Below are 15570 nucleotides of genomic sequence, written 5' to 3' on the forward strand. Positions count from 1 at the left end.
GGGTTCGGTCCTCCACTATGTGTTACCACAGCTTCAACCTGCCCAAGGGTAGATCACACGGTTTCGCGTCTACTCGACCCAACTCTGTCGCCCTGTTCAGACTCGCTTTCGCTACGGCTCCGGTCCTTAAGACCTTAACCTTGCTGGATCAAGTAACTCGTAGGCTCATTATGCAAAAGGCACGCCGTCACCATTATGGCTCCGACCGCTTGTAGGCGTATGGTTTCAGGGTCTATTTCACTCCCCTGTTCGGGGTTCTTTTCACCTTTCCCTCACGGTACTGGTTCACTATCGGTCTCTCAGGAGTATTTAGCCTTAGCGGATGGTCCCGCTTGATTCATACAGGGTTTCTCGTGCCCCGCACTACTCAGGATACCACTATCGTTACATTCTTTGCCTGTACCGGGCTGTCACCGTCTATGGCACCGCTTTCCAACGGCTTCCAGTTCTGTCTGTATTGAATGTTGTGGTCCTACAACCCCGGACGGCCCGTGAGCCGCCCGGTTTGGGCTAGTCCGGTTTCGCTCGCCGCTACTACCGGAATCACTGTTGTTTTCTCTTCCTCCGGGTACTTAGATGTTTCAGTTCCCCGGGTTTGCCCCCTTGCGGGTAACATACCTTCAGTATGCTGGGTTGCCCCATTCGGATATCTGCGGATCAACTTGTATGTGCCAATCCCCGCAGCTTTTCGCAGCTTATCACGTCCTTCATCGCCTCTGAGAGCCTAGGCATCCCCATACGCCCTTGTTTAGCTTATTGTACTAATTGCTCTTTCAAGGGCACAGGTATTAACCTGGCCTTTTGTATTCGTATTCTAATGAGTTCTATCTATAATTTCAGCGGGCACCTCCCCATAACTAACATGGCAAGCCATGTCACGTAAGGTAAATGCCCACTTGCATTTGTTTCTCTCGTATTCTTAAATTATTTCCCAATATGTCAATGAACGTTTCCCCCTAGCCCCCGAAGGGGGGATAAAGGATCCACCTGTTTTGTCCCTCCCCTTGGGGGAGGTCAGGTGGGGAGTGGAGAATATCGGAGTCGAACCGATGACCTCCTGCGTGCAAGGCAGGCGCTCTAGCCAGCTGAGCTAATCCCCCATTATAATAGTAAATTGTCAACCAGTTATCAGTTAACAGTACTTATAACGGCTACCCAACCTCTAAAATTTCCTTCAGTATTTATATATGAACTTGTGTCTCGGTAAAATTACCCTCGACCTCCCGCACCCTAAGGCACAAAGTAGTCTCAGGCAGACTCGAACTGCCGACCTCTACATTATCAGTGTAGCGCTCTAACCAGCTGAGCTATGAGACTGTCCCATTAATCGGTGGAGTGGCCCCTTGAAAAGGGCCATCCTCCCGAATAATATCTTGAATTGACAACGGAAAAAAATCAGCGACCGTCTTGGCTATGGGAACAACAATACCCCTGCGCCGTGTCTTTCCCGCCAATGGCGGGGAAGCTCTAGAAAGGAGGTGTTCCAGCCGCACCTTCCGGTACGGCTACCTTGTTACGACTTAGCCCCAGTTACCGGTCTTACCCTAGGCCGCTCCTTGCGGTGACGGACTTCAGGTACCCCCAGCTTCCATGGCTTGACGGGCGGTGTGTACAAGGCCCGGGAACGTATTCACCGCATCATGGCTGATATGCGATTACTAGCGATTCCAGCTTCACGGGGTCGAGTTGCAGACCCCGATCCGAACTGTGATAGGGTTTATAGATTCGCTCCTTCTTGCGAAGTGGCTGCTCTCTGTCCCTACCATTGTAGCACGTGTGTGGCCCAGGACGTAAGGGCCGTGATGATTTGACGTCATCCCCACCTTCCTCACGGTTTGCACCGGCAGTCTGGCTAGAGTTCCCGACATTACTCGCTGGCAACTAACCACAGGGGTTGCGCTCGTTATAGGACTTAACCTGACACCTCACGGCACGAGCTGACGACAACCATGCAGCACCTTGCAATCTGTCCGAAGAAAAGGGTGTTTCCACCCCTGTCAGACTGCATTTAAGCCCTGGTAAGGTTCCTCGCGTATCATCGAATTAAACCACATGCTCCACCGCTTGTGCGGGCCCCCGTCAATTCCTTTGAGTTTCATTCTTGCGAACGTACTCCCCAGGTGGGTTACTTATCACTTTCGCTTGGCCACCCAGCCCTCAATCGGGCCGGACAGCTAGTAACCATCGTTTACGGCGTGGACTACCAGGGTATCTAATCCTGTTCGCTCCCCACGCTTTCGTCCCTCAGTGTCAATATATTGTTAGTAGCCTGCCTTCGCAATCGGTGTTCTATGTGATATCTATGCATTTCACCGCTACACCACATATTCCAGCTACTTCACAACAATTCAAGACCTTCAGTTTCAATGGCAGTTCTGCGGTTGAGCCGCAGAATTTCACCACTGACTTAAAGGTCCACCTACGGACCCTTTAAACCCAATGATTCCGGATAACGCTTGCACCCTCCGTATTACCGCGGCTGCTGGCACGGAGTTAGCCGGTGCTTATTCTTACGGTACCGTCATCGGACCACACGTGGTCCTTATTCTTCCCGTACAAAAGCAGTTTACAACCCGTAGGGCCGTCTTCCTGCACGCGGCATGGCTGGATCAGGCCTCCGCCCATTGTCCAATATTCCTCACTGCTGCCTCCCGTAGGAGTCTGGTCCGTGTCTCAGTACCAGTGTGGGGGATCTCCCTCTCAGGACCCCTACCCATCGATGCCTTGGTAAGCCGTTACCTTACCAACAAGCTAATGGGACGCATAGCCATCTTATAGCGATAAATCTTTAACCTCCTAGGCATGTGCCAGAAAGGTGCCATAGGGTATTAATCCAAGTTTCCCTGGGCTATCCCCTACTATAAGGTAGGTGCTATACGCGTTACTCACCCGTGCGCCACTCGTCAGCGGGAGCAAGCCCCCCTGTTACCGTCCGACTTGCATGTGTTAGGCCTGCCGCTAGCGTTCATCCTGAGCCAGGATCAAACTCTTCATCGTAGTGTCTTATATACTATCCACGATGCAGGGATTGTCGGTTCCCCATCGCCCAAGGGCGACGGTTTGCTCAAAAATGGTCGTTAATGTTTTTCCTAATTCGTTCCCCTCAATGAAGAGGTTCACGCGTTGTCAATTCAATATTTCAATGAACCGGGACCAATGAAGATCCCACTCTTGCCGCATGGAGGGCTTCGAGACCCTTTCCAAATTACCACCCTTTAAAGCGGTCATGCTTGTCTTTGTTGCCCTCACAGTGCGTGTGAAAGCGGCTGCAAATATACAACCTTTTTTATTTACAAACCAAATAAAATTTTAATTATTTTTTTTGGTTAATTCCAGTTCTTTTTTAATTGAGCCGGAAGGCAAAGATAAGACTCTTTTTTGATCTACAAAACTTTTAAACTTTAATTTAAAAGTTTTTTTTTCGTGATACCTTTTAGCAAATAAAAAGTATTTAACCCTATCTATTACTGCTTTGTTAAAGAACGTTCCCGTTAATTAGTTTCCTATTTTCGGGAGCGCAAATGTACATCCATTTTGCCTATCTGCAAGTGCTTTTTGGAATTATTTTCACTAAAAAAACTTTAATTTCTGAAAGTCAATTCTTTATACTCAAATAAAAATAAAATCTCTTTTACTAATACCACATGCGAATCAAAATTCTAAAGATAAACCCATAGTTATATAATGTAATCCTAAATTTTAAAAGGAAATATATCTGCCATTAAATACAGACCGCACTTAAGTATTTCCTTTCTTCTAAATTGTAGTTAAACAAACTTGAACATCAAAATTGTATGTGTCTTACTGCTATACTTAAAGATTAGCTGTTTTTATAGGCATACTGTATGGATAAATTCGCCTGGAAGCTCTTGTAAATAGACCTTCATATATTATGTATAAACTAATATACCCAAACTGCATCCTTAACCCTTACTAAGGACTTCACCGTATATGAACCATAGCCAAGCGTAATATTTATAAAAATAAATGTACTCTTCTAAATTTAGCATCTATTTTTGCGGTTAAAATTAGTATAATGACCATTACACAATTAAAGTACGTACTGGCTGTAGCCGAAAACAAGAACTTCACTAAAGCTGCAGAACGTGTTTTTGTAACGCAGCCCACGTTAAGTATGCAAATCCAAAAATTGGAAGACGAACTGGACATCCTTATTTTTGACCGGGGAAAAAAACCTATTGAACTAACAGAAATAGGTAAGAAGATTGTGGATCAGGCTAGAAATATTGTTAATGAGTCCAATCGAATTACAGATATAGTAGATCAACAAAAAGGCTTTATAGGCGGGCAATTTAAAATTGGGGTAATTCCTACGGTTATGCCCACCTTGCTACCTATGTTTTTGAAAACCTTTATTAAAAAATATCCCAAAGTCAAATTAAAGATAGAGGAACTTCCTACTGAGACTATCTTGGCCAAATTAGAAGATGGACATCTCGATGCTGCCATAGCAGCAACACCTTTACAAGTAGATCAAATTATAGAACGTCCTTTATATTACGAGCCATTTGTAGCTTATATTCCTGAAAATCACCGATTATATGGTAGAAAAGATCTAAAAAATAGTGATCTTGACTTAAATGACATGTTGTTACTTGAGGATGGACACTGCTTTAGGGATGGTGTGATAAATCTTTGTAAAGCTTATAGAAAAGAAATGGATGATCATTTTTCATTGGAAAGTGGAAGTTTTGAAACATTGATCAAGTTGGCTAATGAAGGACTGGGTATGACACTCCTACCCTATCTACAAACGCTTGAAGTTAAAGAAATAGAAAAACGTTACTTACATCATTTTGAAAAGCCCGTACCTGCCAGGGAAGTAAGCCTTTTATATCACAAAAGCGGTCTTAAAATACAGATTATCGAAGTATTAAAAACAACTATAGCGGGTATTGTAAAAGGGGCAATAACGTTTCAAAATGTTGATATTATAAGTCCAAGAATGGAAAAGAATAAAAACTAGTTATTGTCAGTAGATTTCAAAAATAGAATAGTGATGATTAGTTTATTTTAAATCAACTAAAGATGCAAAGTTACTTTGACGGGTTTAGATATAGTAAACTGTCACCCAATTCTGGCTGTGTCTCTGCCAGGTTCAGAATCCAAATCCGGAGTTCTTCAATTTCAAAAGGAAGTAATCTTGCAGCCGCTTTTTTCAATTCTTTACAAAATAAAGAATAATCAAAGCTTACTTTTTTCAATACAGTTTTGGTGTATTCAAATATTGCTCTAGCCATGGGTTAGAATATTTATTCAGTTTGGTTAAAGTAGTTTTGAACAATAGCAATTTCTTTAAGTAATAAAGTTAAATATTCGGCTGAATAATCAAGTTTAAATTTTTATTAATTTAACACATTTTCCGGCGTATTTTAAAAACGATTGTCACCGTCCAATAAATCACCTAAACCACCTAATAAACTACCCTCACCCCTATCTTTTCCACCCATCTTAGGTGCTGACGCCCAAACACGACCCGCTAATCGGCTAAAAGGTAAGGACTGAATATAAACTGTACCTGGGCCTGTTAGACTGGCAAAAAAAACGCCTTCCCCACCAAAAATTGTATTCTTTATACCTCCCACAAATTCAATATCATATTTAATGGTATGATCAAAGCCAATAATACAGCCTGTATCTACTTTTATCTTCTCCCCCATACCCAACTCTTTTTTCATAGTCGTACCCCCGGCATGAACAAAAGCCATTCCATCCCCCTCCAGTCGCTGCATGATAAAACCTTCACCTCCAAAAAGTCCGCGGCCTAACCGACGGGAAAATTCAATACCTATACTCACCCCTTTTGCTGCACATAAAAAAGCATCTTTCTGGCAAATAAAGCGTCCCCCGCTCTTAGTTAGATCGATGGGGATTATTTTTCCAGGATAAGGGGCGGCAAAACTCACTTTCTTCTTCCCTATAATATCGTTGTAAAAAACAGTCATGAACATACTCTCCCCTGTAAGGAGTCTTTTACCCGCCCCAAATATCTTACCCATCAAACTGGAATCATTTTTAGAACCATCTCCAAAAATGGTTTCCATCCTGATGCCATTTTCCATCATCATGAACGTCCCTGCTTCGGCAATAACGCCCTCCTGGGGATCTAGTTCAATCTCTACATATTGCATTTCCTCTCCTACAATTCTGTAATCTATTTCATGTGCGTTCATAAGGGTAGGTTTTAAAATAAATGACTAAACGATTATATGTAGCCTTTTATTGGTTTTTGTTACATAAATGGTCATTTTTTAGGCAATTTAAAAGGGAACTGGCTTGTTTTGGTTATTCATAAAGCTCGTTTACATCAGCTTTTGCAAGCTCAACCATTAATTTTGCCATTTTTTCACAAACAGCCTTGAAAAAGCGTTCCCCCTTTTCGCTACTGGAAGCCTTTGGATTGCCAACTCCTGTATCTTCAGAAATTTTAGACCAGGGACGTTCAGTCCATGCCCAATCTTCAGTGAATGCTTTAATTTTGTTTCTTTTTTCTGTGCCGACCCCCCATTCTTCTTTTGGCAGAACAAGTTCTGGTCTTAAATGCATAACCAGACTAGTTTCCATCTCATCAGCATGATCTCCTTTATTTTCGAAATATTCCGTTTTATCCATTGCTTTAAACCAATGGGTCACACATAGAAAAAGTTCAGGATATTGCAAGCCCAACTCGCGCATAATAGATTTCCAGTTATTACCTCCATGACTATTTAATATCATGAATTTTTTTACCCCCTGCCGGTGAAGTACCTGGAGTATATCTTTTAAAATGGCTGCCTGCGTGCTGGGGTTGAGATTTATATCAAGAAAAATATCAGCTTGTCCTGTATTGACACCAAATGGAATTCCCGGCAATACCATAACCTTAGCGCCAGCTTCCCATGCAATTCTTGCAGATTCTTCGGCAATGGCCTTTCCCTCAAAATTATCTGTACCATAAGGAAGATGATAATTATGGGCTTCTGTAGCTCCCCAGGGAAGAATGACAAGGTCTACTTCTGCATCTTTAAGATGCTTCCAATTGGTTTCTTCTAAAATGTATGGGCGTATCATATATAAATGGCTAATAAAATTTTAAAGTATTTACAAATCTAAGAGTTTGCTTAGCTTAGATTAAATTAGATTAGATTGAATTCTGCGAATTCCGTCTTACTGAAGTTTTGCTTTTACAGTCCATTCAAAATCAAATGTGCTTACCACATCGCCAGCCTCATCTACCCCTCTAGATTGCATCCAAAAGGTCTGCCCTTCACCTGTGCGCAAGGTTTGCTGAATAGCAGCTTTTACATCTTTAGCGGTTGAACAGGTAAATACGATTCGTCCAGTCGCTTTTTTCACGAATGAGGCTTTGTTGCTAATAACAAGCATACTTATCTTTTGATCGCTACGTTTAATTTCGCTCATGACCAAGATTCCCGTACTTAATTCCGCTGCCATTCCCTGTACTGCCCAAAACATGGAATTGAATGGATTTTGATTGATCCATCTTTGTTTTACGGTAGTCATACAGTTGTCTGCGGTAAATGCTTTAACCCGTACGCCGCATAAATATGCGGAAGGGAGTTTAAAAAGTAGGAAGTTATTGAACTTTTGTACGGAAAGAGACATACTAAATTATTTTTAAAACTCAACTACTGGTATGTAAATTGAATATTAATCTAAAAATATAAAATACATCATCAATTCAATATATTTCTACATGCATTATTTTATCTAAATCTCGCGACAATGGATTGATAACTACAACAGAACAGTTTTATAAGATTAGAACTTCAATAAATTGAATTATAATATACAATACCAATAATCTTGTGCTTTTTATCGTATTTATCGTATATTTGAACCTTATTAATGATAAAATATGCAAGAATATTCGCGTAAATTTGCAATAGAATACCAAGTATCCCGAAGTTACCATTTAGATGTCAAGCGGGCCTCCCTTGATATTTATAAAGCAACTAATGCGCAACAGCAGGAAGCTAGACGCGTTAAAGGGCTATCCTTTGGTACTTTACGAAAGGATATGATGCATGCTTTTTATAGTTTGTGGCAAAATTTGGTATCTAATCCGGAAAGCAATGAGGAGGCCGATGAAGCACTTTTAACGCGTTTCATTTTAAAAGAAGAAGGTGCTATTTATGAGAATGATTTTCTATGGAAAGTTCTTATGGACAATCTAAAGTTATCTGAAGATAGTGAAGAGCTTAATCATGCCTTTCAAAATTGTACCAAAATATATCATGAAGATTATCCTGGAAGTTTCGTACTGATGCATAATGGAAGAAGACTGGGCATTTGCTTTTTAAACATTGAAAAAGGGATTAATGATACTGTAGAAGTAAGTTATCAGTTTAATTCTAACCTTACTTCTTTCCACTAATTTTATATTCCTATATACGCTTTTCCACACTCCTTAATATTTTCTAACATAGTTAATAGGTTTGTGTAAAAAATCCTCATTTCAGGCTTATTTTCTACACTTTATCTCCCCCTCTTTACTTTTCGTTCGGTACTTATTTTTCAGCCGCTTCCAAATTTCTTTTAAAATTGTCTTTTGTCCTATCTGAGCAATTACCTATATAAGGTATACCCTTCAAGTTTCTAAAGCTGTAAAAATTGATCTCTTTGTCATCGTTCTTGATAAGAACTCTCTTAAATCTCCAGATCATTATATAAATAGTATGATGTTTCTAAAAATTATTACACTTTAACGTTACTTATTGTTGTTTAATCGATATTTATATTTATTTTAGCCAAATATTAACTTTTGTTTTAGACAACCAGTTGATATACCCCAAACGAATTGATCCTTTTTATGCAGTCAAAACGCATACTTTTAGTATTCCTGATTTTATTCCTGTGCAGTTACTCGCTATTATCCCAAGAGCAACTTTTAAATTCAATTGCACCTTCTGGGGGTGAGGCTTCTGGTACAGGAGGTTCAGCCTCTTTTACCGCTGGACAAATGGGTTATACTTCTTTTGAAAATGATATGATGCAGATGCAGGAAGGAGTCCAGCAAGCTGCCATAGAAGAAATATACACATTAAAAATTATTGAGAATGTAGGCGTGCTGCAGATTGCTGCGTACCCAAATCCTGTGATAGACGTGCTAACACTTACCATGAAATATAGGAATATGGAAGACGTTTCCTATCAGTTATACGATATGCAAGGGCGCTTGATAACAAAAAATTATTTTCATCAGTCAACAACCACCATTGCTCTGGGCTATTTACAACCTGCAACGTATTTACTTAAGGTATTGGATCATGACGTTACCCTTAAAATCATAAAAGTTATCAAAACTTAAATCATGAATAAAATTAGTATCTTTCTATTTACCCTGTTTATTTCGGTAATAGACCTTGTTGCACAAACTCCGGATAAAATGAGTTATCAGGCGGTGATTCGCTCCGCTGATAATAGTCTGGTCATAGAAGCTAGTGTGGGTATAAAGATTTTAATACGGAAAGCAAGCGCTACTGGAAATATCGTTTTTGAAGAAACCCACCAGGCCCTCACCAATAAAAATGGCCTTGCAAGCCTAATCATAGGTACTGGTTCTGAGACTGGAGGAAGTTTTTCCACTATAGATTGGTCTCAGGGGCCTTACTTTATAGAAACGCAAATTGATCTTAATGGTGGATCTAATTATAGTATTACCGGAGTCAGTGAAATATTAAGTGTTCCCTATGCCATACAGGCAAAAAAAGCCATGACCCTTACTGGAACTATAAGTGAAAGCCAAATAAGCGATCTGGATCATTATAGCGATCTGGATATTAATGGGGAGGAAGCTGCTTTTAGCGGCTGGGATAAAAATGTAAATGACGATTTCTCTGGAGATTATAGAGATTTGGTTCATGTTCCCTACCTCTACACGGTTGCTCAGGTAGATAGCATTTTTGATGCAAAAAGAGTGCAGGCTAAGGATTACATGCAGTCACTGAATCTACAGGAGAAAATACTTAATATTTCTGGAGGCAATAGCATTTCATTTGAATCGTGGGATTCTGACGATTCTGATGATTTTTCAGGAGATTATAATGCACTTTTTAATACTCCTCAAATATATACCAAAAGTCAGGTAGATAGTATAAAAAACAGTTTATTAGGTAACATAGATTCTTTTTATATTAAAAAACCTCAGGTTACTATAATCTCCTCTCCACGCGAACTTGATCCTGGTGATATTGGTAACACCATTGTTTGTAGTAATTCTTCTGTATTGACAATCACAAAAGATTTTGAAGAAATGAAAGTGGGCGATGCTATTAATCTGGAAGTACACGGTATTACTTTAACCATAAAAGGTGCTTCAGGTGTTTCCATCAATGGTGTAGATTCTGGAGAAGAAAATATAGGGAATGATGAGGCTTATACTGGTGGAATATTAAGAAAAACTGAGGCTAACTCTTATATTGTGCTATAATGAAATATCTGCTATTCCTATTTATTATTATTTTTTGCAGAAATTCAGTTGCTCAAAATTATTATGGCATTAGTCCAAAAGAATCTACCAAACTAATAAGTCCGGAGGATAATCAAATAGACTGGAGTGTTTGTGGCGTGGAGAATTCTATTCCCAATTATTTAAACAAAATTGACGTTACAACTAAAGGTGCTAGAGGTGATAGTATATTTGATAATTCTAAAATCATACAAAATTTAATAAATTCTTCAAATTTTGGCACAGTACTTCTATTTCCGTCAGGAACTTATTTATTTAATACATCTATCAATTTAAAGAGCGGAATTGTTATACGAGGAGCGTCCAGCAGTGAGACCATTTTGAAATTCGATTTAAATGGTACCGCTAAACCAAGTTTTTGGTTTAGCTCATGGGATAGGAGTTCCACCACCCCCATAATCTCTGGATATAATAAAGGTTCAATTACAATTACTGTTCAAGATCCTACACTATTCTACAAAAAAGATTATATTGAAATTTTTCAGGACAATGACCCTTCCCTTATGTACACAAAAGAAGAATGGAATGTATCTTGGGCCGAAGAGTCAGTGGGTCAGATGGCTAGAATTATAAATATTAATGGAAATAAAATGAACATTGCTTATCCGTTGGATTATAACTTTTCCCCTACACTTAATATAAGAGCACGGAGTTGTAAAATGCTAACGGATGCAGGTATTGAGAACTTTAAATTAATTAGGATAGATAAAGGCGAAGAGTACAGTATTAGAATGGATTATGCGGCAAATTGTTGGATTAGGAATATTGAAAGTGCATACTCACAAAAAGGTCATATTCAATTAATAAGATCTTTAAATATAGAAATTAGAGAATCTTATCTTCATCACGCATATAATTACGGGGGAGGTGGACATGGATACGGTATAAATATTGCCGTTCACTCCACTGGTTGCTTAGTAGAAAATAATATTTTCTATCATTTAAGACATTCTTTTTTAGCGAAGGAAGGCGCGATCGGAAATGTTTTTGCGTACAATTATAGTCTCGAACCTAATGGAAATCGTAACGACATAGCGATGCATGGTCATTATGGATTAATGAATTTGTTTGAAGGAAATATCGTCCAGAAAATTGCTATAGGCGACTTTTGGGGTCCCTCAGGTCCAGGTAATACTTTTTTTAGAAATCGAATAGAAGATAATGATATAGTGATTCAGGATCAGTCCCATTACCAAAATGTTATAGGAAACGAGTTTTTAAATGGAAGTATTAATATATCAGATAATACACACGAAACATGGACCGTTAACAATCAAAACAGGGAAGGTTTTCTAGATAAAAAAAATGGGGTCCGCACACCTAATTCTTTGTATCTCAAGACCAAACCTAAGTTCTTCAAATCTTTACCTTGGCCCGCTGTAGGTCCAGAATTTAATTTAGGGCAATATACTATTCCGGCAGAAATCAGGTGGAATAAAAATGATCAATTAGTACCTACAATAGATTTTAATTACAATTAATTCAAAACTACTGTAATTTTAATTTCATCATTTTTAATTTTTTACCTAATTCGTCAGAAATAACCTTCGCCCCCATTTTATTAGCATGAGTACGATCATAAAAATATCTGGATTCTAAAAGGCTAGATAGATCAATAACCATGAGATTATCTATCTGCCGAAGATCTGTAGCGAATTTTTCAAAAACTTTAGTATTAGGGCATACGTCTGGATTTACCGGCATCAAAACCAGAACATATTCTATATTTCTATCATTGAAGTATCCCGCCGCTTTCTGTATAAAAGATCTCCTATTTGTACTGGGCTGTTTTAAATCATAGCCTTGGCAGTTATGAAATACATATTTTGAATAATTTGGAAGTTTATCTTGTGTATAGTAATGAGGAAAGAATTTACTGTGGCGGTTTGATTCCTTATAAACTTCATCGTCAAATATTGGTCTGAGAAAATTATGGACATACGTTTTGAAATACGATCTGGAACTATAGTAATTAGCAATGCTTGAATGATCAAAAGATTTATTGTAGTTTGGAATAAGATGTTTGGTTTCTTTATTAATCCTATATCCGCTTAAATACATTGAGATGGCTTTACTATCCGGTAGACTTTGTGTTGAATTGTTAAATAAAATAGGGGCGCTAATACATTGTACAACTAGTTTAGTCTCTTTTTTGACTCTACTGTAATAATAACTGGATTCATAAAAATCTTGACTTACCGAAGAAAGGTTATAAGCCTGTCCTGCTATTTTCAGTTGATCTTTAACTATCCTAGAATCTACACCAAACATAGATCTACTGTCGCCGAATATTATTACTTCTCCTTTATCATCAAGTTTTTTAAAGTAGTCCTCTAGAACCACATGCCTATCAAAATCACTGGGAAAAAGCCTATACAATAGTGGTTGCAGAAAAATTAGAGCTGTGAGAACTCCAAAAATGCATAAAGAGAACAAGATTATTTTTTTTATGAATCGATGCATAATTTAAAATTGAAAGTAAATAAAATCTTGTTGGTTACCGGTGAAGAGGAAAAACAGTGCCGTAAAACAAATTATAATACCTAACTGAAAATACATATTAGTAAGATGTAATTTCTCAAAAACAAATTCATTTCTTCTATGAAACCATTCCACTAAAACAAGAATACCAATAAATAATACTATCAAAATCAAATTTGTATTCTGCAAACCATGCTCCAGTTTAGGAATAGTAAATAAGGACTTACTAAACATTCTACTCAAATAATCGAAAGCATAAAACACTGATGGGGACCTGAAAAAAACCCAAGCTATAACAGTAAAGAAAAAAGTTGTAATTATCTGTATCACTTCTTTTATTGAAGGGAAATTACTAGTGCTAGCGGCAATAAGAATATTTGTTCTGTTCTTATTGAATAAAAGTAAGGGTAGAAAATATAGAGCATTTAAAAATCCCCATATTATAAAGGTCCAATTCGCACCATGCCAGAACCCGCTCACTATAAAAATTATAAATGTATTTCTTATTTTTATGGCCATCCCACCATGACTCCCTCCTAAAGGGATATACAAGTAATCCCTAAACCATGTAGAAAGTGAAATATGCCAACGTCTCCAAAATTCAGCCATATCTCGCGAAAAATACGGATATGAAAAATTGGTCATCAACTTTATACCAAATAGCTTGGATACGCCTATTGCGATATCAGAATAGCCCGAAAAATCCCCATAGATTTGAAATGCAAAAAGAACCGCACCTACGGCAAGCCTACTTCCAGTGTATGAATCTGAAGCAAAAATTATATTAACCAATTCGGCCGCGTTATCAGCAATAATCATCTTTTTAAAGAGTCCCCATAAAATTTGATATACGCCCTGCATGGCCAGTTCATAATCAAACTTTCTTTTACTCAGAATTTGTGGTAATAAATTAGATGCTCTCTCTATAGGCCCCGCAACTAATTGGGGGAAAAAACTTACAAATGCTGCAAAAGAAATAAAGTCTTTTGTCGGCTCAAGCTTATCCCTATAGATATCAATGGTATAGCTCATTGTCTGAAATGTATAGAAGCTAATTCCTACCGGCAAAATGATTTTTAAGGAATCACTATGAAAGGCTGTTCCAAAGAAAGAAAAGGCTGAAATAAAATTATCGAGAAAAAAATTATAATATTTGAAGAATCCTAATAAACCTAAATTCACTAAAATACTTATCCATAAATAAATCTTTTTAGTTAGGTCTTTTGTAGTTCCCCTTAACCCCCATCCCACCGAATAATCTACAGTAGTACTAAAAAAAATCAGAAAAAGAAACCTCCAATCCCACCAACCATAAAAAAAATAGCTCGCTACTACAATAAGCAAGTTTTGAGATTTTAAGTTCTTATTCACTATAAACCAGTATAAGAAAAATACTATTGGTAGAAAAATCGCGAAATCGAATGAATTAAAAAGCATTGATAAATCTATGGATTAGGTGTGGGGCTCTATTTAATCCTTCTATTAAACAGATACATGCGCTTAGAAATAATAAAAAACTCGCATAAAATTACTTATCAATAGGTTGTCTAACTAAAATATTGAAAACAATGATTATGAGTCTATAAACTGTTCTATCGAAAGCAATAGACTTTTAGATGCATAATCCCCTATCTGATAGAGTGGTATTAACTTTTTTTTGAAACTTTCCAAAACTATGTCCTTTAACATCTTTTCGTTGTCAGCAACATGCACATAATTTAAAGTTTTCAATTTTTCAGCCGTGGCCAACTGATGTTCGTTTCTATGCTCTGAATATTTTAATAATCTAGGCATGATGACGAGAGGTTTACTTTTTAACAAGGCCGAAATTACGGTACCCATCCCTGCGTGTGCTATAATCAAATCAGCCTTTTCAAACTGAAAATTAAATTCTTTAGGATTTATAAAATCTACTGTTTTAAAATACTTTGGTTTATAATCCTTGAGAAAACCTTGAACAAAAAAATCTTCATCCGGAATCAAATATGCGATTTCATCGACAGCTTTTATAAGCCGATCGAACGGTTCTTGCGTACCTATTGTTACAAATATCATATTAAAACGTTACCTTCAAAGATTGATTTTTCATTAGCTAATTCTGGCCATTGGGTATATACACGATCTGAAAATTTTTGGGCAATTCTACCGCTAAGCGAAAACTTCTCCACATTGGCAATACTATCCACCCATATTGTTTTAGATCCAATACATTTAGCTGCTACCAGACCAATTAAACCCGGAGCTGCACCTGTGGTAATAACAACGTCAGGTTTTACCTTTAATACCAGCCTAAAAATCTTTACAATACCCATTAGTATTCCTGATTTGTCATTTCTATTAGTATCGGGGATACAATAGAACTCAAAATCCTTTACAGTTTCCGCAAATTTAGGTTTAGTTGATACAAATATTACTTCATGCTTTTCAAATGCAGGTGCTAATCGAAGAAGTTGTATCCAGTGGCCCCCTGCAGAAGCTAATGCTAAAATTTTCATATGTTATTGAATAAATAAAATGTATCGTCTCTTATATAATAAAATACTCCACATCGTATTCCTAATTGCGAGTGTGTTTTCATGCAATAAATCTCAATTTAT

At 37.8% G+C, this 15570-nt stretch carries 12 protein-coding genes, 2 tRNA genes, 2 rRNA genes and 1 pseudogene (1 of these 17 running past the window's edge); 4 read left to right on the forward strand and 13 right to left on the reverse strand.

Annotated elements, in window-relative coordinates; all coding sequences use genetic code 11:
• From P162_RS00425 to P162_RS00440, 4 genes are all read right to left on the reverse strand, one after another.
• Window positions 1-759: ribosomal RNA gene (locus P162_RS00425) — 23S ribosomal RNA — on the reverse strand (it extends 2068 nt beyond the left edge of the window).
• A 267-nt stretch (window positions 760-1026) separates the two neighbouring features.
• Window positions 1027-1100: transfer RNA gene (locus P162_RS00430), tRNA-Ala, on the reverse strand.
• 143 nt (window positions 1101-1243) lie between these two features.
• Window positions 1244-1317 (reverse strand) — tRNA-Ile (locus tag P162_RS00435).
• Window positions 1318-1471: 154 nt separating this feature from the next.
• Window positions 1472-2997 (reverse strand): 16S ribosomal RNA (locus P162_RS00440).
• The 16S and 23S rRNA genes sit together here with 2 tRNA genes alongside, the layout of an rRNA operon.
• 1039 nt (window positions 2998-4036) lie before the next feature.
• On the opposite strand from P162_RS00440, the gene P162_RS00445 reads away from it, so the two are divergent.
• Window positions 4037-4987, forward strand: coding sequence for a LysR family transcriptional regulator (locus P162_RS00445; protein WP_031425146.1), 951 nt, complete (start codon window positions 4037-4039; stop codon window positions 4985-4987).
• Between the two features lie 70 nt (window positions 4988-5057).
• Here the strand turns inward: P162_RS00445 and P162_RS00450 are convergent, their stop codons facing one another.
• From P162_RS00450 to P162_RS18035, 5 genes and pseudogenes are all read right to left on the reverse strand, one after another.
• Window positions 5058-5261 (reverse strand): hypothetical protein, encoded by a 204-nt coding sequence (locus P162_RS00450; RefSeq protein ID WP_031425148.1) that lies wholly within the window; start codon window positions 5259-5261, stop codon window positions 5058-5060.
• Window positions 5262-5393: 132 nt separating this feature from the next.
• A complete protein-coding gene (locus tag P162_RS00455; RefSeq protein ID WP_031425149.1) occupies window positions 5394-6194 on the reverse strand; it encodes a TIGR00266 family protein in 801 nt (266 codons plus the stop codon).
• 112 nt (window positions 6195-6306) lie between these two features.
• Entirely contained in the window at window positions 6307-7071 is a 765-nt protein-coding gene (locus P162_RS00460; RefSeq protein ID WP_031425151.1) for a creatininase family protein, read from the reverse strand.
• 96 nt (window positions 7072-7167) lie between these two features.
• Window positions 7168-7626 carry a DUF4442 domain-containing protein gene (locus P162_RS00465; protein ID WP_031425154.1) on the reverse strand — a complete coding sequence of 153 codons (459 nt, stop codon included), beginning with the start codon at window positions 7624-7626 and terminating at the stop codon, window positions 7168-7170.
• A gap of 596 nt (window positions 7627-8222) precedes the next feature.
• Window positions 8223-8288, reverse strand: a pseudogene (locus P162_RS18035) (hypothetical protein); the annotation flags it as partial.
• A 545-nt stretch (window positions 8289-8833) separates the two neighbouring features.
• On the opposite strand from P162_RS18035, the gene P162_RS00475 reads away from it, so the two are divergent.
• From P162_RS00475 to P162_RS00485, 3 genes are read left to right on the forward strand one after another with little or no spacing between them, the layout of a single operon-like run.
• Entirely contained in the window at window positions 8834-9331 is a 498-nt protein-coding gene (locus P162_RS00475) for a T9SS type A sorting domain-containing protein (protein WP_031425157.1), read from the forward strand.
• A gap of 3 nt (window positions 9332-9334) precedes the next feature.
• Window positions 9335-10453 carry a hypothetical protein gene (locus tag P162_RS00480; protein WP_051907701.1) on the forward strand — a complete coding sequence of 373 codons (1119 nt, stop codon included), beginning with the start codon at window positions 9335-9337 and terminating at the stop codon, window positions 10451-10453.
• Window positions 10453-11973, forward strand: a complete 1521-nt coding sequence (locus P162_RS00485) for a glycosyl hydrolase family 28-related protein (RefSeq protein WP_051907702.1) — start codon at window positions 10453-10455, stop codon at window positions 11971-11973. Before P162_RS00480 ends, P162_RS00485 begins: the two co-directional genes overlap by 1 nt.
• 7 nt (window positions 11974-11980) lie before the next feature.
• On the opposite strand, the gene P162_RS00490 is transcribed toward P162_RS00485, so the two are convergent.
• The 4 genes from P162_RS00490 to P162_RS00505 all read right to left on the reverse strand — a co-directional run bounded on the left by P162_RS00490 (window position 11981) and on the right by P162_RS00505 (window position 15468).
• Window positions 11981-12955 carry a hypothetical protein gene (locus P162_RS00490; protein WP_031425162.1) on the reverse strand — a complete coding sequence of 325 codons (975 nt, stop codon included), beginning with the start codon at window positions 12953-12955 and terminating at the stop codon, window positions 11981-11983.
• A 3-nt stretch (window positions 12956-12958) separates the two neighbouring features.
• A complete protein-coding gene (locus P162_RS00495; protein ID WP_031425164.1) occupies window positions 12959-14410 on the reverse strand; it encodes an MBOAT family O-acyltransferase in 1452 nt (483 codons plus the stop codon).
• 135 nt (window positions 14411-14545) lie between these two features.
• The gene (locus P162_RS00500; RefSeq protein WP_031425165.1) at window positions 14546-15028 is read right to left on the reverse strand and encodes a glycosyltransferase; all 483 of its coding nucleotides are present in this window, start codon (window positions 15026-15028) and stop codon (window positions 14546-14548) included.
• The gene (locus tag P162_RS00505; RefSeq protein WP_031425166.1) at window positions 15025-15468 is read right to left on the reverse strand and encodes a glycosyltransferase; all 444 of its coding nucleotides are present in this window, start codon (window positions 15466-15468) and stop codon (window positions 15025-15027) included. Before P162_RS00505 ends, P162_RS00500 begins: the two co-directional genes overlap by 4 nt.
• Window positions 15469-15570 lie beyond the last annotated feature (102 nt).

It is taken from the genome of Flavimarina sp. Hel_I_48 (assembly GCF_000733945.1).
Taxonomy (GTDB): Bacteria; Bacteroidota; Bacteroidia; order Flavobacteriales; family Flavobacteriaceae; genus Leeuwenhoekiella.